Below are 21,922 nucleotides of genomic sequence, written 5' to 3'. Positions count from 1 at the left end.
ACCCCGTGGATCGTCCACGGGGTCCTCGGGCGTTCCGGGGTTCAGCGCCCGGTGAGGCTGCGCACCAGGGCCCTGGTCTCGCCGCGCCGCGCCCAGGCGATCAGGCCGAAGATCACGCCCATGGCCACCGGCATCGCCGCCCACGCCGGCTCGATCACCAGGATCTGGGTGAGCGCGGCCCCGGCCATCAGCCCGATCAGCGCGGTCGCGGCGGCCCCGGCCAGCCGCGGCACCACCAGCCCGATCGCCCCGGCGGCCTCCACGACCCCGGTGACGTACCGGAACCAGTCGCCCCAGCCGATCAGCTCGAACGTCTCGATCGCGTTGGCCTCCCCGAAGAACTTCGGCAGCGCCGAGGCGAACAGCAGGAACGCCCCCAGCAGGATCTGCGCCGTCCACATCGCCCTGTTCACGGCACGGCGGCGGCCGGTGGTGGGGACGTCGGTGGTGGCGGCGGCGGTGGTGTGGGTGAGAGCGGTCATCGTTCTGTCCTCCGGTTCGCGTAGGTCGCTGTCGCGCGCTTTCACCTACGCGTCGAGCGGCCCCCGCCCGGATCGACATCCCCCGGACTTTTCTTCAAGATTTTTTCCGCCCCCCGTTCACCCAGGTCACAATGGGCCTATGGCTGATCTTCGGGCGGTTCCCGTCATCTTGGACTGCGATCCCGGGCACGACGACATGTTCGCGATCCTGCTGGCCGCCGCGCACCCGCGGGTGGAGCTGCTGGCCGTCACGACGGTCGCGGGGAACGGGCCGCTGGAGGCGGTGACGGAGAACGCGCGGCGGATCTGCACGCTCGCCGGGCTCGACGGCGTCACGGTGGCGGCGGGCGCCGACCGGGCGCTGCGCGGCGGGCAGCGCACGGCGCCCGACATCCACGGCGAGAGCGCGCTGGACGGGGCGGACCTCCCCGAACCCGCCGTCCCGCTCGCGGAGGACGGCGCGGTGGCCGTGATGGCGCGGCTGCTGGAGAAGGCCGACCGTCCCGTGACCATCGCGGCGACCGGGCCGCTCACCAACGTCGCCACGCTGCTCGACCGGCGGCCCGACCTCACCCAGCGGATCGAGCGGATCGTGTTCATGGGCGGCGCCGCGGGCCGCGGCAACACCCGTCCCCTCGCCGAGTTCAACGTGTACGTCGACCCCGAGGCCGCCGACCGCGTGCTGCGCTGCGGGCTGCCGCTGCTGATGTGCGGGCTGGACGTCACCCACCAGGCGCTGGCCACGCCCGAGGTGTTCGAGCGGCTGCGCGCCATCGGCGGGACGCTGCCCGCGACGTGCGAGGGGCTGCTGCGGTTCTTCGCGCGCGCCTACGACGAGGTGTACGGGATGCCCGACCCGCCCGTCCACGACCCCGTCGCCATCGCGGCGATCATCGAGCCGGGCGTGGTGACGACCGTGGAGGCGCCGGTGGCCGTCGAGCTGGACGGCACGCACACGCGCGGCGCCACCGTCGTCGACCTGCACCGCGTGACCGGCGCGGCCCCCAACGCCCGGGTCGCCATGCACCTGGACGCCGAACGGTTCTGGGACCTCATGCTGGACGCGATCCGTACTCTGTCGCGGTAGCCGGGGGACGGGCGCCGACGGACGCCACGGCGCGGGCGGCGGTGCCGAGGGCGGACCGGGCGCAGTCGTCCAGGGGCCGCCCGTCCGCCCACGCGGCCAGGAAACCTGCGCAGAACGCGTCGCCCGCGCCGGTCGGGTCGACCACCTCGGCCGGGACGCTGGGGAGGCGCAGCCGCGTCCCGTCCCGTGCCGCGACCAGCGCGCCGCCCGCGCCGAGCTTGAGCGCGACCACCGGGTGGTCGGCCACCAGCGCGTCCGCGACGGCGGCGGGGGCGTGTTCGCCGGTGAGCAGGCGGCCCTCGTCCAGGTTCGGGAACACCAGCCGGGCCCCGCGCGCCCAGGAGCGGAACGCGGCGGCGCCCGTGCGGGCCAGGAACGCGGCCGACGCCGGGTCCACGGACGTGTCGACGCCCCGCTCCCGGGCCCGCCGCATCAGGTCGCCGACCGCCGCGGCGACGCCCGGATGGAACAGCGAGTAGCCGGAGACGTGCAGCAGCCCGACCCCGTCGAGGAGGGCGTCCGGGAGATCGGCGGGCACGAGGTTGAGGTTGGCGCCCCGGTCGGTGTACATGTCGCGGCGCCCGCCGCGGGCCAGCACCACGATCCGGCCGGTGGGCGCGCCCGGGTCGGCCGCCAGCCGGGCGTCCACGCCGCAGGCCGCCAGCGCCGCCGCGTGCTCCTCGGCGTTGGCGGCCCCGGCGCGTCCGGCGAACCGCACCGGGGTGCCGAGCGCGCCCAGCCACGCCGCCTGGTTGGCGGCCGACCCGCCGGGGCAGGCGCTGATCGTGGACGGGGTGTCGCTGTCGGCGGCGTCCGGGGTCAGCGGCCGGACGACGATGTCGTCCACGACGTCGCCGACCACCAGCACCGTCATCGGCCCGGCGACCACGCCCGCGCGATCCGCCCCGCCAGCGCGACGTTGGACCGCACGGCGCGGATGTTGGCCTCCAGGCTGGCGCCCGCCGACGCCCGCTGGAAGTAGTCGAGGAGGAACGGCGTGACGGGCTTGCCGTGCAGGCCCTCGCGGGCGGCCTCGGCCAGCGCCTCCTCAAGGATCCGGTCGTGCAGCTCCGGGTCGAGCTGCTCGGCGGCGGGCAGCGGGTTGGCGACGACGATGGCCGAGTCGAGGCCCAGGCCGTCGGCGGCGGCCATCATCTCCGCGACCGTCCCGGGGTCGTCCGCCTGCCAGTCCACGGTGTGCCCGGACTCCGACAGGTAGAAGCCGGGGAACCGGTCGGTGCCGTACCCGACGACGGTGACGCCGAGGGTCTCCAGCCGCTCCAGCGTGGCGGCGACGTCCAGGATCGACTTGACCCCGGCGCAGACCACGGTGATCGGCGTGCGGGCGAGCGTGTGCAGGTCCGCGGACTCGTCGAAGCTGGCCCCCGCGCCCCGGTGGACGCCCCCGAGCCCGCCGGTCGCGAACACGCGGACCCCGGCGCGGCGGGCGAGGAACGCGGTGGCGGCGACCGTGGTCGCGGCACTGGACTTGGTCGCCACCGCGGCCGGCAGATCGCGGACGCTCGCCTTGGCGATGCCGTCCCCGGTCGCCATCCGCTCCAGCGCGGCCCCGGAGAGGCCGACCATCAGATCACCGTCCACCACGCCGACCGTGGCCGGCATCACGCCCGCGGCGCGCAGCCCGTCCTCCAGCTCCAGCGCCACCTCCAGGTTGCGGGGGCGGGGCAGGCCGTGCGCGATGATCGTGGACTCCAGCGCGACGACCGGGCGGCCGGCGGCCAGCGCCTCGGCGACCTCGGCGGACACGATCACGGAAGTAGAGCGGCTCACCGGCCGCACGCTAGCCCGACGAGCACGGTCAAGTAAAGCGCTTAACGGGTCATGATGGTCAGGTGGTCTTGGGCGGGGTGGTGGTGGAGCGGATCTGGAGGGTGGCGGGGAGGAGGGGCGGAGGGCCGGCCGGGGTGCCCTGCATGAGGGTGAGGAGGAGCTCGGCGGCGTGGAAGCCCAGGTCCCCCGCTGACAGGCGCACCGTGGTCAGCGGCGGGTCGGTCAGAGCCGAGAAGGGCAGGTCGTCGAAGGAGGCCACCGAGAGGTCACCCGGGACGTGGACGCCCAGCCTCGCCGCCGCGCGCAGGACCCCGTACGCGTGCACGTCGGCCGCGCAGACGACCGCGGTCACGCCTGCCGCGCGCCAGTCGTCCCAGGCCGCGGTGAACGCCTCGGCCGCGGCGTCGATGTCGGTCCTGGAGCGGACGAGCGGGCCCGTGAACCCGTGCCCGACGGCGGCGTGCAGCCGTTCGTCCATGCGGGCCCGCCGGAACTCGAAGGTGGGCGTGCCGATGTCGGCGTCGAGGTAGCCGATCCGGGTGTGTCCCAGGTCGAGCAGGTGGTCGGCCAGCTCGGTGGCGCCGTCGGCCAGGGCGAAACCCACGTACGGGTGGTCGGTGCCGGGGGCGGGCCGGTCGAGCACCACCAGCGGGGTCCGGCCGTCCAGCTCGCGGATCACGTCGACGGCGGGCGCCTCGGCCAGCATCCCGTCCACGCGTTCCGTCACGATCCGGTCCAGCCCGGCGCGGGACGGGTCCGCGATGATCAGGCAGAGCCGGTAGCCGCAGCCGAGCCGGTCCGCGACGCCCTTGGTCAGCTGGGAGAAGTAGGGGTTGGCGATGTCGGGGACGACCAGGGCCACGCTGTGCCGGCGGCCGGTGGCCAGTTCGCGGGCCACCGGGTCGACCCGGTAGCCCAGCTCGTCCACGGCGGCCAGCACCCGTTCGCGGGTGGCGGGCGAGACCCGGCCGCGCGCCTTGCCGTTCACGACCAGGGAGACGGTGGCGGTGGAGACCTGGGCCAGGCGCGCCACGTCGACCGCGGTGACCCGCCGTCCCGCGCCGTCCATCACACCCTCCGTCAGCCCTCTGTCCTGCGGTGATGATAGCCGCGCGGGCGGCGGCCGGTCAGCGGTCGCGGCCGTCGCCGGCGGCCTCGCGCAGCGCCCCGACCACGGCGGTGAGCTGGGCGAGCAGCCCGGCCACGCTGCCCGGGTCGGTGCCGGTGAGGTTCACCGAGCGGACCTCGGCGGGGGTCGGCAGCTTCTCCACGATCTCCGGGAGGGCGCCGATCAGCTCGGCCTGGACGCTGGCGGGGGTGCGCTCGTTCTCGATGGCGGCGTGGGCGCGGGCCCGTTCCACCTCCAGGAGCGCCTCCTGGTGGTGGGCCTCCGCGCGGGCGCGGGCCCTGGACAGGTCGCCGTCCAGTTCGAGGCGCTTGAGTTCCTGCTCGCGTTCGAGGCGGAGGCGGCCGGTCTCGGCCTCCTCGGCGTGCCGCTCGCGCTCCATCCGCAGCGCGTGCCGGGTGGTCTCGGTGTTCAGCTCGGCGACCTCGCGGGCGTTCTCCTGCTCGCGCCGGGTGCGGCGGAGCCGCTCGGCGGTGTCGGTGTCGAACCGCTCGGCCTCGTTGCGGGAGCGCAGCTCGGCCAGCTCCCGCTCGTACTCCAGCCGCTGGGTCTCCTTGAGCCGGCCGGCCGCCATCTCGCGCTGCCCGATCGCCTCCTCGGCCTGCAGCTCGGCCAGCCGGGCGATCTGCGCCTGCTCGGACCGGTAGGGCTTCTGCAGGTTCTCCCAGAGCCGGGACGAGCTGACCACGGCCTCCTTGATCTGCACCGTGACGATCCGCAGCCCGAGGCCCTGGTCGCCGGTCTCCTCGCCCTCGGCGACCGCGCGCAGCCGGGCGGTGAGCTCCTCGATGATGGGCTGCTTGTCGCTCAGCACGTCGCGCACGCCCATGGTGGAGACCTTGTCCTTGATCGCGGCCTCGGCCTGCTCCTTGAGCTGCAGGTTCACCAGCCGCATCGGGTCCTCGTCGTCGCCGAAGTCCAGCTTGCGGTAGGCGACGCCGAAGTCCTGGATGATCCACTGGACGTAGCCCTGCACCAGGACGCCCTGCAGCTCCCGGCAGATGCAGTACGCGTTGATCAGGATGGTCTGGGTCGCGCCGGGCACGACCAGGAACGAATCGGTCGAGGGGTTGAACCGGAACGAGACGCCCAGCCCGATGTGCAGCGGCTTCTCCCGGCCGCGCCGGGTGTGGACGACGAACGCGTTCGGCGGGACGAGCACGTTCTTCCACCGCCAGAACCCGCTGATCCGCACGTCCACGGGGCCGGGCGCGGTCCGGTCGGCGGGGCCCCCGGCCTGCCCCGGGCCTCCGCCGCCCAGGGCCCGCTCCCGCTTGCGCAGGGCCGTCTGCCTGCCGCGCGCGGGCGCCGCGCCGCCGGGCGCGGGTGCCGCGGCTGGGGCCGCGGCCCGCCGGGACTTGAGGTCGTCCTCGAGCACCGCCTGCTGCTCCACGACCTGGCGGAGATAGGTGTTGTCCGGCCCGCTCATCGGCTCCTCCTCGCGGTCGCCGCGCGACCGTCGCTGAGTCTGCCGACGCCCGGAGGAGCGTGCAACCGGTTTGCCCTGGCACGTCGGGGATCCGGTGATTTCGTTCAGGCGTCCGGGTAACGCATCAGCCAGCCCGTCGACGGCGTGCCGTAGCCGTCCGGCTCGGTCGGCGGGTCGGGGCTGAACTCCAGCGCGCAGTCGGCCGCCAGGTCGATGATCTCGCGGCGGATCTCCAGCTTCACCTGCCAGTGCCCGGGGAACGCGGCGGCGCCGTACCGGGCGCCGAGCAGGTTGCCCGCCAGGGCGCCGGTGGAGTCGCTGTCGCCGGAGTGGTTGACGGCGCGCAGCAGCGCGTGGCGCCCGGAGAGCGTGTCCCGCTTCCAGGGCGCCCAGTGGCCCTCCGGGACGCCGTCGGCGGCACGCAGCATGACGTAGACCGCGATCGCCAGGGCCTCGGGGGCGGTGAAGCCGCGGCCGAGCGTCTCCACCCGTTCGGGCGTCGCGGGGCCTTCCGAGGCGAGCCGGGCCGCGGCGTCGAGGGCCTCGGAGGTCTCCTGGTGGTGCTCGTGTCCGGCCAGTTGCTCGCGTGCCAGCGCGAGCGCCTCGCCGAACTCCAGGCCGTGCACCAGGCCCCACACGGTGGCGGCGTGGACGCCCGCGGGCAGGTAGCCGCTGGGGTGCCCGTGGGTGAGCGCGGCGGCCCTGCAGCCGAGCTCGAACGCCGCCTCCGCGTTGCTCACCCCGAACCCGCACGGGGCGACCCGTACGACGCCGCCGGATCCCTTGGAGTCGTTGATGGGGTCGTCCATCGTGCCGAGCGGGTGGCCGGGCTTGCCTCGCGCCTCGGCCTTGCGCAGCGCGTCCAGCGTGCTGCGGCCGACGCTGCGCCGCGCCTCGGTGAAGGACGGCGGCAGCGGCGGCGGGCCGGTCGACGGCAGCGGCCCTGAAGGCGGCGGAAGAGGCGGGGGCGGCGGCGTGCCGGGCGGAGGCAGCGGCGGCAGGGGCGGGACGCCGGTGAACTCCGGCTCGGCCAGCCACCGCAGGTAGCCCGCCTGCAGCAGCCCGACGACGGCCCCGCCGATGCCCTTCGCGCGCGCCCGCACCGACGCCTGGACGACGGCCCGGGCGGTCCGCATCATCAGCTGCGTCTCGCCCGTGATGGTGCCTTGGCCGTGCTTCCCCTCGGCGTACTCGGTCAGGCCGTCGGGGCCGTACTCGGCCCGAATCGCGTCCAGGGAACGGCCTTCGATCGGGGCGCCCAGGGCGCCGCCGATGGCCCCGCCGAGCAGGCAGCCCAACAGCCGGCCGTGGTCGGGGGAATAGGTCGGAGCGGCCACGCGCCCACCCTAACGGCCGGGCCCGTCAGGACTTCTTGAGGGCGATCCCGGCCATGCCGAGCTGCTCGCCCGGGGTGAGGGCGCCGGGGTCCACCGGCCCGTCCGGACGCCACAGCGCCGTGTAGACCACGCCCGGGTCGACCAGCTCGAAATCGCCGAAGTGCCGCTCGATCTCCTCCGGCGTCCGGGCCCAGCCCTCCTCCAGGCTCTCCCGGGTGATCCGCGCCAGCTCCTGCTGCGCCGGCAGCCCCGTGTCGACCAGCGAGGTCATGAACAGGTAGCTGCCCGGGGCGAGGGCGTCCCGCAGCGTGGCGACGACCCGGTCCCCGATGTCGGGCGAGAGGTAGTGCAGCATCCCGACCAGCATCAGCGCCATCGGCCGGCCGAAGTCCAGGTGCCCGGTCACCTCCTCGTGCCCGAGTACGGCATCCGGCTCCCGGACGTCGCCGACGATCACCCTCGTCTCGGGGTTCTCGGCGAGGAGCGCGCGGCCGTGCACCAGCACGAGCGGGTCGATGTCCACGTAGACGGTGCGGGCGGCGGGGTTCTCCGCCTTCGCGACCTCGTGGGTGTTGGTGACCGTGGGCAGGCCGCTGCCCAGGTCGAGGAACTGGTCGATCCCCGCCTCGCGGGCGAGCCACCGCACGCCCCGTACCAGCACCTTGCGGTTCTCCACCGCGGAGTCGCGCAGGCCCGGGATGTGCTCGCAGGCGTGGTCGGCCAGGGCGCGGTCGGCGGCGAAGTTGTCCTTGCCGCCCAGCAGCGCGTCGTAGGCGCGGGCGATCGTCGGCTTGCTGAAGTCCAGCTCCGGCGGCGGCCAGCCGGGCCTGTCCTCGGTCATCGGCGGTCCCTCGCGGTCACGGGTTGGTCCGGGATCACCCCGGAAAATCGGGGGTCAGCCTAGTCCGAGAAGGCGTCGATATCTGAATAAAACTCACAAATCGATCAGGCCGGTGTCAGAATCCAGTGCCGCCGGCCGCCCTTCCACCCCAGGAAACGGCGGGCGCCGGGCGGGGCGTCGCCGTCCAGGGTTCCGCCGGTCAGGACGTGCCGCAGCCCGGACAGCGCGGGCGCGAGCCGCGCGCCGACGTGCGCCGGGTGGCGCGCGGTCTCCTCCCGCATCCACGCGACGACGGCGATCTGCTCCTCCAGCCCGCACAGCGCCAGGAAGAACACCGCCTGCCGCCACGCGTACGCGGCGTCCTTGACCGTGCCCAGCGGCCGCGGGTTGTTGTGCAGGCGGCCGGTCAGGCGGCACGCCGTCACGAACGCGCGGCGCGCCAGGTCGTCCCAGCCCGGGGACGGGTCCACCCCGATCGGGTGCACCAGCGCCGCCAGATTGTGCGTGGTGAGGATCTGCGCCTGCTCGATCACCATGCCGTTGACCGCGGGCGAGTCCCCGAGGCCGCGCGCCCCGGCCCGCGCGACGCACAGGTCCGCGAAGGACGCCGACGTGTTCGCGCTGAACCCGCGCACCCACGTGGTGTCCTGGACGCCCTGGATCGCGCCGTAGTCGATGCCGTAGTACCGCGCGTACAGCGACCCCTCCAGCAGCTCCCCGGCCAGCTGCGCCGCCCGCAGGAACTTGCCGGAGAAGGCGCCCATGAAGATGTCGGCGGCCAGCTCCTCCACCAGCGGGACATCGATGCCCGCCGCCCTCGCCAGCGCCCCCAGCTCCTTGAGCAGCGGGTTCGGCAGGACGGTGCCCGGGAAGCCCTGCAGCGCCAGCTCCCCGAGCCGTACCAGCGCGGTACGGGCGCCGTCGGCGAAGCCGCCGCCGGGGCTCCGGTGCCCGTGCACCGCCCGCACCCACGGCAGCTCGGTCAGCTGCACCTGGTGCTCCAGGTTCAGCAGCAGCAGCGAGCGCCGGTTACGGAACGCGCGGTAGACGCCCGCCATCAGGACGCGCAGCGGCTCGTCCACGTACGACTGCGCGGTCGTCCACGCCACCAGCTGCGGCACCAGCTGCGCCATCACCTCGGCGGACGGCACCACGCCGCGCTCGACCAGCGTCCCGATGGGCGCGGCCGTCGCCGTCTCCACCGCCGCGCGCAGCGACGGCGGCACCGCCGCACCCGCGACGAGACCGCGCGACCGGCGCGCCTCGTCCGCCGTAACAGGACCGGTGAGCCGGTCGGGATCCGCCAGACCGCCGTCCGCCGGCAACTCCGCCAACCGCCCGACCAGGACCTGCGCCAGCGCGTGGTGCGTGGGCCGTGCCGCGATCCCCGCCTGCTGCTCGCGCAGCGCCGCGTGCACGGCCGTGCCCGGCGCGCCGCGGCGCCGCACCATCGCGTCCACCGCGTGCTGGAGCAGCCCCGGACGCTCCGGCGCGCCGCGTCCCTCCACGACCTGCTCCAGGGCCGACCGAAGGATCGCCAGGTTCTCCCTGGGCCTGCGGTGCTTGCGGCACAGGGTGTGCTCGGCCTTCAGCGCCCGGTAGCGCACCAGCAGCGCCTCGCCGCGCGCCCGCCAGCCATCGTCCGGCACGCGGCTCGCGACCCGTCCCGTCTCCGGGTCCGCGGTCTCCAGCCAGTGCGCCAGCAACTCGTCGGCGAACGGGTTCCACACCGCCAGCGCCTCGTTCATCGCGGCGACCGCCGGGTTGGGGGCGCGCCGTCCGAGCGCCTGCCGCACGTCGCCGACGCTCGCCCGGTGCACGACCTCCGCCCCCGCGCCGGACCCCGGCGGACCGGCCGGCCTCGGACGCGGCGCGAACCGCAGCCGGTCGGCGAACGGCTCGATCGCCTCCAGCACGGCGACCGCCGCGGCCGAGTCGCCCGCGCGCAGCAGCCACGCCACCACCAGCAGCGCGCCCTCCTCCGGCAGGGCGACGTCGTACCGGCCCTCGTCCAGGTACGCGCACAGCTCCGCCAGACCCGCGTCCGTCAGGTAGTAGTTAAACAACGCGCGGCGCTCGGCGGCAATGCCCGCGCGCCGGGCGGCCTCGGTCTCGTACGGCTCCAGCGGCCCCTCTGCGGCGGCCTGCCCCGTCGCGAACCCGCCCCGCACGACCTTCGGCGTCACCCACGCGGGCAGCCCGGACACGGGCTCGCGCGAACCGATCGTGAGCGTCCCGTCGGCCATGCCCTGCAACACCAGGTGCCAGCGCTCGAACCGCTCCTCGGCGCGCCGCCGGGTGGCCTCGTCCTCGTGCGTCAGGGCCGTCGTGAACGCCTTGGCCAGCTGGGCGTGCGGGTAGTGCACGTTCACCTTCACCGTCGCGTCGCCCGCGCTCTCACCGTCCATGCCAGCGTGGCGGGTTCTGCCCCCGCGCCCTCCGGGTCCGAAGCCCGGTGCTCTGCTGCTGAGCTACACGCTGCCGCGCCGCAAACAGTACGAGCCGCCCAAAGCCCCGTGCAACGCCATTTCAGCCGGTGCCCTCCAGGAGCTCGGCCGCCGCCGACCGGGACGCGTCCAACGACTCGTCGACCAGCCGCCGCAGCCGCGCCCGCACATCGGGGCGGCGCAGCTCGGGGTAACCGCGCAAGGCCATGGCGGCGTACATGGGCAGAAGCCGGTCCGACATCAGTTCCGCCTCCCACAGGCCCAGCACCGCTTCGAGGACGACGGCGCGCTCGCGGCGTGACCGCGGCCCCACGATGTCCAGCGAGGCCAGGCCCTGCAGCGCCCCCCTCCGGACGTCGCTGTCCGGCTCCACGAGCAGGGCGGCCAGAGCCGCGGCGTCGCGCCGGTCGCCCGCCGCCCCCAGTGCGGTGGCGGCCGAGCCGCGGACCCCCGGCGGCGGCGCGCTCCCCGGTGCGACAAGCGTCCGGAGCCGCCGGAGCGCGTCCGGCGTGCCGACCACGCCCAGCGCCCACGCGGCCGTGAACCCCGCGTGCGGGTCGTACAGCCATCGGACGGCCCCCGCGACAACGCGGCGTTCCCCGATCCAACCCAGGGCGCCGATCAGGACGCCGGCCGCCACAGGATCGCGTTCCGCGTCGAGCGCCGCCAGCAGGCGTTCGGGCACGTCAGGCCGACCGCTTCTGGACAGCAGACCGACCGCGGCCACCCGCACCTCGGGCTCGGCGGCGGTGAGCCCGGCGACCGCCACACCGGGCCGCTCATCCTCGGGGATCAAGGTCATGGCAACCGCGCGCGCCCTTCCGGGGCCGGATCGCGCGGTACGTGCCAGCAGGGGCGCGAGCGCGTCCGCGTGCCCGCCTCGGTAGTGCAACACGCGGATCAGAACGCCCGCCCACTCCCGCACCTTCTGGACGGGGTCGTCGAGCAGCTCCACCAGCGACGGGAGGTCGCCGGGCTCCCGCAGCCGGTCCAGGGCCGCCAGCGCGTTCAGCCTGACGTGGTACTCCTCATCACGCAGCAGGCGTCCCAGCGCGGCGGTGAAGGCGGGACCGTCCAGGGCCAGCCGGTCGGCGGCGAGCACGGCCCGGCGGCGCACCTGCGCGTCGGGATCGTCCAGCAGCTCGAACAGGACGTCCCCGGCCGCAGGCGCCGCCAGCCTGCCGAGCCCGATGGCCGCCGCCGCACGGACTCCGGCGTCCTCGTCCCGGGCCGCCGCCGCGAGGACCGCGGCATGCTCCGGGCGACCGATCCGTCCGAGCCCTTTCGCCGCGGCGGCGCGCCGTGACGGGTCCCCGGAGGCCAGCTCGCGCACCAGGGACTCGATCCGCTTCTCTGTGCCCATCGCATCTCCCCCTCGCAGGGGAGACGTCCATGCTGCTCCGGAGGTTGCCCGGGTCAGGCCGCCTCGGGTCCGCCCCCTTTGCCGAGGGTGCGGGTGTCGCGCGGCTCCACGTACGGCTCGTCCCCGGCCGGATGACCGGCGGCCATGGCACGGCCCCGCTCCAGCTCGGCGTTCAGCTCGCAGCCCAGCAGGATGGCGATGTTGGTGATCCACAGCCACACCAGGAAGACGATCACCCCGGCGAGGCTGCCGTAGGTCTTGTTGTACGAGGCGAACCCCGACACGTAGAACGCGAACCCGGCCGACGCGGCCAGCCACAGCACGATCGCCAGGACCCCGCCCGGCGTCACCCAGCGGAACCCGTGCCGGGCGTTCGGAGCCGCCCAGTACAGCAGCGAGACCAGGAACGCGGCCACCACCGGCAGCACCGGCCACTTGGCGACGTTCCAGACCGCCACGGCGGTCGCGCCCAGACCCAGAGCGTCACCGGCCCGCTGCGCCAGCGGCCCGGACACCACCACCGCGATGGCCGAGGCGGCCAGCAGCACCAGCGTGACCACCGTGACCGCGACGCGGATCGGCAGCGTCTTCCAGATCGGCCGCCCCTCCGGGACGTCGTAGACGACGTTGGACGCTCGCATGAACGCGGCGACGTACCCCGAGGCCGACCACAGCGCGGCGACCAGGCTCACCACGGCGACCACGCCGGCGCTGCCGCGGCTCCCCTGGAGCTCGTCCAGCGCGGTCACCAGCACCTGGCGGACCGCGCCCGGCGCCAGATCGCCCACGTTGGAGAGCAGGGACTGCGACACCGACCGGCCGCCCAGCCCCACCAGCGACACGATCACCAGCATCGCGGGGAAGATCGACAGGACGCTGTAGTAGGTGAGCGCGGCGGCCCGGTCGCTCAGCTCGTCCTTCTTGAACTCGCCCAGCGTCCGCCTGCCCGCGTCCCACCACGACTCGGGCCACGTACCGGCCGGGGTCTCGGTACCGGCGTCACCCGCGCGGTGCCGCCGCCAGAGCCGCGGACCGTGCAGCCTCCCGGCGGCCATCGGCGCGCTCAGTCGCCGGGCCACCGGCCGGTCAGCCTGCGCAGGCCGCGCGCCCCCGCACGCTGGGTGGCCGCCTTGACCAGGCCGAAGACGGCGCCCTGAACGGCGGCGGCGACGAGGACCTCGCGCCAGGTGCGGTCGAAGTCGTCCGCGTCGGGAGCGTCGTCCTTCCCCGAGGCCACCTTCCACAGCTGCTTGAACGCCACGCCCGCGAGCATGCCGCCGAGCATGCTGATCAGCAGCGACAGCGGCTTGTAGAGCAGCGTCATCGCCACCGGCCGCCTCGGGTGCGGGCCCTGCCCGCCAGCATGGCGCGCAGCCGCCGGTTGCGGCGCATGCGCTCCGCCATGCCCGGCAGGCCGCCCGTACGGGCACGCCCGCCCATGCCGGGCATCGCGCCGCCGCCCCTCACGACGAACGGCCCGCTCATACGGGCGCCGCCGCGCGTGTACGGCCGTCCCTTCTGAGCCCGCCCGGCCATGACCGGCATCGCGCCCATGCGACCGCCGCGCATACCGCGCCGACCGCCCGCGCGGGCGCCGCCGCGCATGTACGGCCATCCCATCTGAGCCATGCCTGGCATCGCGCTCATGCGAGCACCGCGCATACCGCGCCGACCGCCCGTGCGGGCGCCTCCAAACGGGCCGCCCGTGCGCGCACGCGCCCACGTGTACGGCCGCCCCATGTAAGCGCGCCCGCTCATACCGAACGGGCCGCCTGTGCGGGCGCGACCGCGTGTGTGTGGGCGCGCCCTGTAAGCCCGCCAAGCCATGCTCGGCATCGCGCCCATGCGAGTGCCGCGCCGACCGCCCGTGCGGGCGTGTGTGGACGAGCGCCCCATGTAGGCGCCCATGCGATGCTTTCCGCCCCTGCGGCCTGCCCGGGTGGACAGGGCGCCCTTGGCCGCCATCGCGCCCATGGCGGCCAAGGCGGCGGCGCGGGCGCGGGTGGCAAGGCTTCGGCGGCCGCGCGTCGTCATCATGCGCTGCCACGGCGAAGGCTGCCGGGCCTGGCTCCGCCGGACGACCAGGACGGTGACCGCGATGCCCGCCGCGCCCACGGCGACGGCGCCGGCCCGGCGGCCCGCCGTGCCCTTTCCGGCGGTACCGGCATCCTCCCCTGGGCCGGTTCGGCGCGTCATCCGGCGGGCGCGGGCGGACATGTCCGTCCTCATGCGGTCCGCGGTTTCCCTGGCACGGGCCTTGACGTCGGTCTTGGCCGCCAGGGCCTCCACCGTGTCGCCCAGGTCGCGGCGGGTCTGCTCGATCTCGGCGCGCAGTTCCTCGGTCCCCGACGGCGCACGGTGGCCGGCAGGGGACGGCGGCGCGGCCGCGTCACGCGAGCGCTGCTGGGTCATCGGTGGGCCCTTTCCTTGATCTCCGCCACATCGCGGCGCGCGCTGTCCATGGCCTGTTCGGGTTTGGGCGGGACGGCCCGCTTGGTCTGGCTGCGGCCCATCGCCGCCAGCACCGCCGCGATCACCAGCAGGACCGCGCCGACGATGAGCGCGCTGGCCCACACCGGCAGCACCAGTGCCAGCGCCGCGATCACCGCGGCGATGAGCGCGCCGACGCCGTACAAGGCGACCAGTCCGGCGCCGCCGTACAGACCGGCGCCGGTTCCGGCGTGCTTGCCCTTGTCCTTGAGCTCCATCACGGCCAGGCGCAGTTCGGCCCGGACCAGCTCGGAGACCTGCTGGCTGGCGCGGGACACCAGTTCGCCCACGCCCTCGCCTCCGCGGGCGGCCCTGACGGGCGCGTCTTCGGGGACGCGTTGCGCGGGCGCCGTGTAGACGGTGTCTCCGGCCGTCCGCTCGCCGCTCTCCTGCGGCCGTACCGTGCTCATCGAACCAGCCCCTCCCGTGGTCTTGCCCGAGGTCGGCGCGTTATCCGGGACCTTTTCAGCCCGTTCCCCCTGTACCCGCCCTAAACCCGTGGGGGCCGCTTTGAAGAGTTCTTGAGAAGCGTGCAACCCCCGTCGCACCTCGTGCGTATGTGTCGGCACAGAAAGGCTCGGCGGGAGAGAAAGGGCTGGAGATGACGCCTGTACGCAGGATCACGGTGGCCGCCACGGCCGCCTCGGCCGCGGCCGTGCTCGCGGCCGGATGCGGCGGGGGTGAGAAGACGACCACCGCGTCCGGCGCCGGCCCCCAAGGGGGCGGCGGGAAACTGCCGGAGGCCACCACGTACACGACCCTGAAGGGTCTGCCGCAGGACCAGGAGCCGTTCGGCAAGACCGACGGCACCGTGGTCCGCCCGAAGGCGCCGCTCCCCGTGTCGGCGCAGCCGGGCGGGCCCGCGCTGGCGACGCTGCCGGACAAGCAGCTGGGCGGGCCCACGTGGGTGCCGGTCGTGGAGAGCAAGCCTGGGTGGAACCGGGTCCTGCTGCCCAGCCGGCCCAACCGCGTCACCGGCTGGATCCCCGGCGCGGCCGACAAGGTGGAGACCGCGCGCAGCACCCACGCGGTCAAGGTCGACGTGAGCGACCGCCTTCTGACGCTCACCGAGTCGGGCCGCAAGGTCGGCTCGTGGACGGTCGCGGTCGGCGAGGCCAAGACGCCCACCCCGACGGGGCGGACGTTCCTGATGGCGCTGCTGGCTCCGCCGAAGGCCACCTACAGCCCGCTGATCCTTCCGGTCGGCGCCCACTCGGACACCCTGGACACCTTCGGCGGCGGCCCCGGGACGGTCGCCTTCCACGGGTGGCCGAAGAAGGACGTGTTCGGCAAGGCCGTCACGCACGGGTGCGTCCGGGTGCCCGCGGACGCGCTGACCCGGCTGTCCAAGGCTCCGCTCGGCACCCCGGTCGAGATCGTCGACTGACGGGACTCCCCGCCCTCCCCGCTGCAACGCCCCGCTTTACCCATCCCTCGGGGGCCCTCCGCCCCCTGTCGAAGGAGACATGCATGCGCGTGAAGCACCTTGCCCGTGCCGCCGTGATCGCCGGCGCCGCCGTCCTGCCGCTGGCCGGAGCCCTGCCACTGGCGGGGGCGCTGCCGTCCGCCCAGGCCACCACCCCGCCCAGCCAGGCGTTCGCCCTCGCCGCGTCCGGTCCGGTGGCCATCCCGGCGACCCCGTCGGTGACCTCCGCCGGCCCGTCCACGCTGAGCCGCAGCGTCGCCGAAGTGCCGGCCAACCCGGTGCTGCAGGCCCGGGTGCTGAACGCCTCCGCCGGGAAGGCGCACGCCCGCGCGTCGGTCGTCGACCTGAAGGTGCCCAAGGCGCACCTGACGGCCAGCCTGGTCACCGCCAAGTGCGTGAAGGGCGAGGGCCGGTCCCAGCTGGTGAAGGTGCAGCTGAACGGCAAGACGATCAATGCGGCGGCGAAGCCCAACAGCGGCGTGTCGGTGAACCTGGACACGCTGGGCACGGCCTCGCTGGTGCTGAACAAGCAGACCCGCACCCCCGACGGCCGCCTCAACGTGACCGCGATCGAGCTGACGCTACCGCTCGGCCCGGGCAAGACCGAGACCATCAGCATCGCCTCGGCCACCTGCGGCAAGGGCGCGGACGGCCCGTCGGACCCGGGCAAGCCGGAGCAGCCGGCGCCGTCGCCGTCCACCCCGCCGTCGGCGACCCCGCCCGGCCAGGCCCCGGCGCCGACGCCCGTTCCGGGTGACCTGCCGGTGACCGGCTGACGTTCGGTTCGAGGGGCCCGCGCCGTCCGGCGCGGGCCCCTTTTCAGTCGTCGGGCGGTGGCCAGCCCGGCGGTGCGGCCCGTTGCCAGGCTTCGGAGCCGCCTTCGGGCAGGGGCCACGCGCGGGTGCGCAGCCTCTCCCCGGGGATGCCCGCGTACACGTCGGCGAAGTGCCATTGCTTTGCGCGCCTGGCACTTTCCTTGTCGAGTTGGGCCTCGACCAGGGCTTGGCCGCGCTGCGCGTACTCCACCATCTCGTCCACCTGGGACGGGGACGGCCCCAGGGCGAGGGCCAGGGCGGGCGGAATCGTGTCCTCGGCCAGGGCGGCGGCGAGGCGGGCGTGTCCGTCCAGGAGGACCCAGCCGTCCAGGCCGCTGACCCACCAGAGCAGGATCGGCGGCAGCAGGCCGTCCCGGACGAGCTTGCGGTGGGCCTTGACGCGGCCGTTCCCGGGCTCGGGCAGAGGACGCAGGGGGACGATCCCGTTCCAGCCCGCGAACCAGTCCAGATAGCCCGACGGGTGCTCGGCCGCCAGTTCCAGTGGACCGGGCGGGCGCCAGGGTTGGAGCGTCCACCATCCGGGGTGCAGGGGGCCGGGTCCCTGGGCGAGCCAGGTGACGTAGTGGTGCGGCCAGGAGGGCTCCCTGCGCGCCTCGGCTGCGGTCAGGGGCGGCAGTACGGGGGTGTGGCCGTCCAGGCGCATGTAGTGCACGCCGTAGTGCGAGCGTTCGACGTGGGCGAGCAGCACGGGACGGTCGTCCTGACGGAGCCAGAACCGGCCGGGCGCCGCGATCTCGACCCGGAGCCGCGGCGGCGCGGGATCGTGGACCTCGAACCGAACCCCTCCGCCCGGAAGATCGTCCATCGTGTCCCACCCTCCTCCGGAGCTTCTCCGAATGTAGACAGCGCCTCCCCATCTATTAGGCTGGCGCGACCCCCGGCTCTATAACGGGTTCCATCCACCACGTCCCAAGTATCCGTTCCGCTGGATCTCTGGAGGCCCGCACCATGGCCGCTTCGTCCGACGAGTCACCGGGCATCGACGACAGGACCTCCGGCGTGCGCGAGGTCAAGTCCGCGGCGCGGACCCTGGAGCTGCTGGAGCTGCTGGCGTCCCGGCAGAACCGCCCCGCCCGGCTGCGCGAGCTCACCGAGGCGCTGAACGTGCCGCGCAGCAGCCTGTACGCGCTGCTGCGCACGCTCACCAAGCACGGCTGGGTGCGCACCGACGCCTCCGGGACGATGTACGGGATCGGCATCCGCGCGCTGCTGGTCGGCACCAGCTACCTGGACACCGACCCGCACCTGCGGATCGTCAAGCCGGTGCTGGACGAGCTGGGCGAGAAGCTCGACGAGACCTTCCACTTCGGGCGGCTGGACGGGTTCGACGTGGTCTACCTGGCCACCCGCGAGTCGAGCCAGTACCTGCGCCCCTACAGCCGGGTGGGCCGGCGGCTGCCCGCGTTCTGCACGGCGCTGGGCAAGGCGCTACTGGCCGAGCGGGACGGCGGGGAACTCGACCGGCACGTGCCGGCGGAGCTGGTCGCCTCGACCGCCCGCACTATCACCGACCGGGGCGCGCTGGACGCCGACCTGGAGCGGACGCGGGAGCGCGGCCACGCGGTCGACGTCGAGGAGAACAGCCTCGGCCTGCACTGCTTCGGTTTCGCGCTGCGGTACGCGCCGGAGGGCCGCCCGCCCCGGGACGCGATCAGCTGCTCGGTGCCGATGGCCCGGCTGACCCCGGAGCGGGAGGCCGAGATCGTCGCGGCGATGCGGGAGGCGCGGGAGCGGATCGAGCGGAGCGCCCCGCCGATCACCGAGGACTCCTGGGAAGTCTGACCCCGGACGGCCGAAACCCGGGTCACGCGGCCCGGGGTTCCGTCATGCCCACATACCGGACCGTCGTCTACATATAAAAACGCAGTCTGCTAACGTAGCCGGACATTGGAGCCGATCGGTGTTGTGAGGTGCCGCCCCCATGCCCAAGCCGCCCCCGAATCCGTCACCCGAGGCCGCCGCTCCCGGACCGCGGACCCGCCAGCGGATCGCCGCGATCACGGTCACCCCGGTCGCGTTCCGCGACCTGCCGCTGCTCAACACCGTGGGCGTGCACGAGCCGTACGCCATCCGCGCGATCGTCGAGGTCCGCACCGACGAGGGCCTCACCGGCCTCGGCGAGACCTACGCCGACACCGCCCACCTGGCCCGGCTGCGCCGCGCCGCCGAGGAGATCACCGGCACTGACGTCTGGGACCTCAACGCGCTGGCCCGCGGCGTCCGGGCGAGCCTGGCCGGCGACACCGGGACGGGCGGGCACGGCATGGCCGGGATGGTCACCAACAGCAGCACCGCCGACGCCGTGCTCTCCCCGTTCGAGGTGGCCTGCCTGGACATCCAGGGGCAGGCGGTCGGGCTGCCGGTCAGCGCGCTGCTCGGCGGCGCCGTCCGCGACCGGGTCGACTACTCGGCGTACCTGTTCTACAAGTGGGACGCTCACCCCGGCCAGGAGCCGGACGCCTGGGGCGCCGCCCTCGACCCCGACGGCATCGTCGCCCAGGCCCGCCGCATGATCGACGGCTACGGCTTCTCCGCGATCAAGCTGAAGGGCGGGGTGTTCCCGCCGGACGAGGAGATCGCCGCGATCCGGGCCCTGCGCGCCGCGTTCCCCGACCACCCCCTCCGCATCGACCCGAACGGCGCCTGGACGGTCGAGACGTCCATCCGGGTCGGGCAGGAGCTGGACGGCGTCCTGGAGTACCTGGAGGACCCGACCGAGGGCGTCGAGGGGATGGCCGAGGTCGCGCGGAAGGTGCCGATGCCGCTGGCCACCAACATGTGCGTGGTGAGCTTCGCCGACATCGAGCCCGCCGTGAAGCGGGACGCGGTCGGGGTCGTGCTGTCCGACCACCACTTCTGGGGCGGCCTCACCCGGTCGCGCCTGCTCGCCGGGATCTGCGAGACATTCGGGCTCGGACTGTCGATGCACTCCAACTCCCATCTCGGCATCAGCCTGGCCGCGATGACGCACCTGGCGGCCGCGTCCCCGGCCCTCACCTACGCCTGCGACACCCACTGGCCGTGGAAGGACCCGGGCGAGGACGTCATCGCCGACGGCGCGCTGATGTTCAGCGAGGGGGCCCTGGCCGTCCCGACCGCGCCCGGCCTCGGCGTCACACTCGACCGCGACCGGCTGGCCGCACTGCACGAGCAGTACGTGAAGTGCGGAATCCGCGACCGCGACGACACCGGCTACATGAAGCGCGTCGACCCCTCCTACGAACTGAAGAAGCCCCGCTGGTGAAGGTCCTGGTCACCGACCCGATCACCGCCCGCTTCGCGCCGATCCTGCAAGGCGGCGGGCACGAAATCGTACTCGCCGCCGATCTCCCCGAGGAGGAGCTCCTCGCCGCCCTGCCCGGCACCGAGATAATCGTCTGCTCTCGCCTAACCGAGGACATGGCCCGCGCCGCCGGGCCGGGCCTGCGGCTCGTCCAGTGCACCGGGGCCGGATACGAGCGCATCGCCCTGGACGCGCTCCCGCCCGGCACAGCCGTCTGCAACACCTTCCACCACGGCCGCTCCATCGCCGAGCACGTCGTGATGGTCGCGCTCATGCTGTCCCGGAAGGTGCTGCGGCGCGACCGGCTGGTGCGTAAGGGTGTCTGGGAGTCGGTCTCCGCAGACCCCGCTCTCCCCCTGGGCGACACCTTGGCCGGACGAACACTAGGGCTCCTCGGCCTAGGTGAAACAGGACGCGAGGTGGCGCGCCTCGCGCAGGCGTTCGGCCTGCGCGTCCAAGCGACACGACGTGACCCGGCCTCACCCCTGGAAGACGGCCTCCACCTAGACCGCGTCCTGCCCTCCGACCAGCTGCCCGAACTCCTCGCGACCTCGGACATCGTCGTGGTGACCGTCCCGCTGAACGAGCACACCCGGGGCATGATCGGCGCCGCCGAGCTGAACCTGATGCGTCCCACCGCGCTCCTGATCAACGTGGCACGCGGCCCGGTCATCGACGAGCACGCCCTCTACGAAGCGCTCGCCGCCGACCGCATCGCCGGAGCGGGCATCGACGTGTGGTGGCCCACCGACGGCAAAGCCCGCGGCGGCAGCACGATGCCGTTCGACAAGCTCGAGAACGTCGTCCTGACACCCCACAACTCCGGTCACACGACCGAGACATTCGAGCGCCGAGCCCGCGACATCGCCGCCAACCTCACAGCCCTGGCCGAGAACCGCCCCCTCCACAACGTCGTCCTTTTCCGGGGTAAGACCGGTTAGCCTCGGTGCAAGCGCGGTAACCCTGCCCGTTCGGGACAGGGTCTTCATCGCGCTGTAGTGAGTGGAAGAAGGACGTCGATGGCCAGCCTGTTCGTGGATGCGGTGCGCGATGTGCACGTCCGCTACATCAAGAACATCGGAGCCTGCGGGCCGTTCGCCGTCATCACCGTCGACTTCGAACCATTGCCGGACGGCGTGACCGAATTCGACTTCGTCAATCTTGTCGACGAGGCGGATCTTCCACCCGAGTTCGCCGAGGCCGTGGCCGACGGCATCAGACGTGAACTGCTCGGCGACGTCGACTACGAGTGGGAGAAGCCGCTGCCGCAGGCAGGCCCCGACGCTTTGGCCGTTCAGGTCGCGCTTACTGACGCCCGTTGGCACGAAGTCGATTCCGGCGAACGCGGCTTCCGGCGAGCTGGACGCCTGGCCGTCCGCACGGCGCTTGGCCAGGGCGATGCACTCGATTAAGCGCAGAGCGGTCATTGATCGGGTTCTCTTGTTCGTGGCTGGGCGTCGGTGAAGGTGGCGGCACGACGGCGTTTTCGTTCCCCAGGCCGCCCCGGCCCACCGAGCATCTGATCGCGCTCAAAGAAGAACAGGAGGGGTGATGGGTACCGGATACGGCACGTGGTCCGGTGTCAAGGCGAAAGCGGCTGCCCTCGGCCCGCGCAGTGATGCCGAACGCGCCGCCGGAGAAACCGCAGCCCGTGAACGGCGCGAAGCTTACGTCCGTGGATTCCAACTCGCGGAGATCCGTAAGGCCGCTGGAGTCACTCAAGCCGAACTCGCCGACCTCCTCGGCGTCAGCCAAGCCCGCATCTCCAAGATCGAGCATGGTGAGGTATCCGGCATCGAGGTCGTACGCGACTACGTCGCCGCCCTCGGCGGCCACCTCGACCTCGTCGCCACCCTCGGCGACCGCACCTGGCGGGTCGCCTGACCGCGCACGCCGTACCTTGGCCGTCCACCTCAAGCCTGCGGGATGGACTCGCGGAACGCGTGGAGCAAGTACCGCCGGTTCCAGATCAACGTGCCGTCCA

The 21,922-nt window shown here is 73.8% G+C and carries 22 protein-coding genes and 1 tRNA gene; 8 read left to right on the top strand and 15 right to left on the bottom strand.

Going from position 1 to position 21,922, the window contains the following annotated elements; all coding sequences use genetic code 11:
• Nucleotides 1-41: 41 nt before the first annotated feature.
• Nucleotides 42-482, bottom strand: a complete 441-nt coding sequence (locus ACFPZN_RS06390) for a DoxX family protein (RefSeq protein ID WP_378280854.1) — start codon at nt 480-482, stop codon at nt 42-44.
• 139 nt (nt 483-621) lie between these two features.
• Between ACFPZN_RS06390 and ACFPZN_RS06385 the strand changes: the two genes are divergently transcribed.
• Nucleotides 622-1,569, top strand: coding sequence for a nucleoside hydrolase (locus ACFPZN_RS06385; protein WP_378280853.1), 948 nt, complete (start codon nt 622-624; stop codon nt 1,567-1,569).
• On the opposite strand, the gene ACFPZN_RS06380 is transcribed toward ACFPZN_RS06385, so the two are convergent.
• The 13 genes from ACFPZN_RS06380 to ACFPZN_RS06320 form a co-directional block, all read right to left on the bottom strand.
• A complete protein-coding gene (locus ACFPZN_RS06380; protein WP_378280852.1) occupies nt 1,535-2,443 on the bottom strand; it encodes a carbohydrate kinase family protein in 909 nt (302 codons plus the stop codon). The genes ACFPZN_RS06385 and ACFPZN_RS06380 overlap by 35 nt on opposite strands.
• A complete protein-coding gene (locus ACFPZN_RS06375; protein ID WP_378280851.1) occupies nt 2,440-3,360 on the bottom strand; it encodes a pseudouridine-5'-phosphate glycosidase in 921 nt (306 codons plus the stop codon). The genes ACFPZN_RS06380 and ACFPZN_RS06375 overlap by 4 nt, the downstream gene beginning before the upstream one ends.
• A gap of 58 nt (nt 3,361-3,418) precedes the next feature.
• Nucleotides 3,419-4,429, bottom strand: coding sequence for a LacI family DNA-binding transcriptional regulator (locus ACFPZN_RS06370; RefSeq protein WP_378280850.1), 1,011 nt, complete (start codon nt 4,427-4,429; stop codon nt 3,419-3,421).
• A gap of 58 nt (nt 4,430-4,487) precedes the next feature.
• On the bottom strand, nt 4,488-5,915 hold the full coding sequence (locus tag ACFPZN_RS06365) for an SPFH domain-containing protein (protein WP_378280849.1): 1,428 nt from the start codon (nt 5,913-5,915) through the stop codon (nt 4,488-4,490).
• 104 nt (nt 5,916-6,019) lie between these two features.
• Nucleotides 6,020-7,252, bottom strand: a complete 1,233-nt coding sequence (locus ACFPZN_RS06360; protein ID WP_378280848.1) for an ADP-ribosylglycohydrolase family protein — start codon at nt 7,250-7,252, stop codon at nt 6,020-6,022.
• A 25-nt stretch (nt 7,253-7,277) separates the two neighbouring features.
• A complete protein-coding gene (locus ACFPZN_RS06355; RefSeq protein WP_378280847.1) occupies nt 7,278-8,093 on the bottom strand; it encodes an SAM-dependent methyltransferase in 816 nt (271 codons plus the stop codon).
• 104 nt (nt 8,094-8,197) lie between these two features.
• Entirely contained in the window at nt 8,198-10,501 is a 2,304-nt protein-coding gene (locus tag ACFPZN_RS06350; RefSeq protein WP_378280846.1) for a transcriptional regulator, read from the bottom strand.
• A 1-nt stretch (nt 10,502) separates the two neighbouring features.
• Nucleotides 10,503-10,574, bottom strand: a tRNA-Arg gene (locus ACFPZN_RS06345).
• Between the two features lie 48 nt (nt 10,575-10,622).
• The gene (locus tag ACFPZN_RS06340; RefSeq protein ID WP_378280845.1) at nt 10,623-11,903 is read right to left on the bottom strand and encodes a HEAT repeat domain-containing protein; all 1,281 of its coding nucleotides are present in this window, start codon (nt 11,901-11,903) and stop codon (nt 10,623-10,625) included.
• Between the two features lie 53 nt (nt 11,904-11,956).
• Entirely contained in the window at nt 11,957-12,958 is a 1,002-nt protein-coding gene (locus tag ACFPZN_RS06335; protein WP_378280844.1) for a YihY/virulence factor BrkB family protein, read from the bottom strand.
• 8 nt (nt 12,959-12,966) lie between these two features.
• Nucleotides 12,967-13,227: a DUF4235 domain-containing protein gene (locus tag ACFPZN_RS06330; protein WP_378280857.1), complete on the bottom strand. Its 261-nt coding sequence runs from the start codon at nt 13,225-13,227 to the stop codon at nt 12,967-12,969.
• The gene (locus tag ACFPZN_RS06325; protein WP_378280843.1) at nt 13,224-14,315 is read right to left on the bottom strand and encodes a DUF3618 domain-containing protein; all 1,092 of its coding nucleotides are present in this window, start codon (nt 14,313-14,315) and stop codon (nt 13,224-13,226) included. The genes ACFPZN_RS06330 and ACFPZN_RS06325 overlap by 4 nt, the downstream gene beginning before the upstream one ends.
• On the bottom strand, nt 14,312-14,803 hold the full coding sequence (locus ACFPZN_RS06320; protein ID WP_378280842.1) for a phage holin family protein: 492 nt from the start codon (nt 14,801-14,803) through the stop codon (nt 14,312-14,314). The genes ACFPZN_RS06325 and ACFPZN_RS06320 overlap by 4 nt, the downstream gene beginning before the upstream one ends.
• 191 nt (nt 14,804-14,994) lie before the next feature.
• Here ACFPZN_RS06320 and ACFPZN_RS06315 point away from each other — a divergent pair, with 191 nt between their 5' ends.
• Together ACFPZN_RS06315 and ACFPZN_RS06310 are read left to right on the top strand one after the other, a co-directional pair.
• A complete protein-coding gene (locus ACFPZN_RS06315; RefSeq protein WP_378280841.1) occupies nt 14,995-15,780 on the top strand; it encodes a L,D-transpeptidase in 786 nt (261 codons plus the stop codon).
• 83 nt (nt 15,781-15,863) lie between these two features.
• Nucleotides 15,864-16,595, top strand: a complete 732-nt coding sequence (locus tag ACFPZN_RS06310; RefSeq protein ID WP_378280840.1) for a choice-of-anchor P family protein — start codon at nt 15,864-15,866, stop codon at nt 16,593-16,595.
• A 43-nt stretch (nt 16,596-16,638) separates the two neighbouring features.
• Here the strand turns inward: ACFPZN_RS06310 and ACFPZN_RS06305 are convergent, their stop codons facing one another.
• Entirely contained in the window at nt 16,639-17,460 is an 822-nt protein-coding gene (locus ACFPZN_RS06305) for a hypothetical protein (protein WP_378280839.1), read from the bottom strand.
• A gap of 143 nt (nt 17,461-17,603) precedes the next feature.
• On the opposite strand from ACFPZN_RS06305, the gene ACFPZN_RS06300 reads away from it, so the two are divergent.
• The 5 genes from ACFPZN_RS06300 to ACFPZN_RS06280 all read left to right on the top strand — a co-directional run bounded on the left by ACFPZN_RS06300 (nt 17,604) and on the right by ACFPZN_RS06280 (nt 21,822).
• Nucleotides 17,604-18,437, top strand: a complete 834-nt coding sequence (locus ACFPZN_RS06300; RefSeq protein ID WP_378280838.1) for an IclR family transcriptional regulator — start codon at nt 17,604-17,606, stop codon at nt 18,435-18,437.
• A 139-nt stretch (nt 18,438-18,576) separates the two neighbouring features.
• Entirely contained in the window at nt 18,577-19,899 is a 1,323-nt protein-coding gene (locus ACFPZN_RS06295) for a glucarate dehydratase family protein (protein WP_378280837.1), read from the top strand.
• The gene (locus tag ACFPZN_RS06290) at nt 19,896-20,879 is read left to right on the top strand and encodes a 2-hydroxyacid dehydrogenase (RefSeq protein WP_378280836.1); all 984 of its coding nucleotides are present in this window, start codon (nt 19,896-19,898) and stop codon (nt 20,877-20,879) included. Before ACFPZN_RS06295 ends, ACFPZN_RS06290 begins: the two co-directional genes overlap by 4 nt.
• Before the next feature lie 78 nt (nt 20,880-20,957).
• The gene (locus tag ACFPZN_RS06285; RefSeq protein ID WP_378280835.1) at nt 20,958-21,350 is read left to right on the top strand and encodes a hypothetical protein; all 393 of its coding nucleotides are present in this window, start codon (nt 20,958-20,960) and stop codon (nt 21,348-21,350) included.
• Between the two features lie 139 nt (nt 21,351-21,489).
• Nucleotides 21,490-21,822: a helix-turn-helix domain-containing protein gene (locus ACFPZN_RS06280; RefSeq protein ID WP_378280834.1), complete on the top strand. Its 333-nt coding sequence runs from the start codon at nt 21,490-21,492 to the stop codon at nt 21,820-21,822.
• Nucleotides 21,823-21,922: the final 100 nt, after the last annotated feature.

Source organism: Actinomadura rugatobispora, from assembly GCF_042656285.1.
Taxonomy (GTDB): domain Bacteria; phylum Actinomycetota; class Actinomycetes; order Streptosporangiales; family Streptosporangiaceae; genus Spirillospora; species Spirillospora rugatobispora.
Note: the sequence above shows the minus strand (reverse complement) of the source record. Positions and strands in the feature narration are given on the sequence as shown.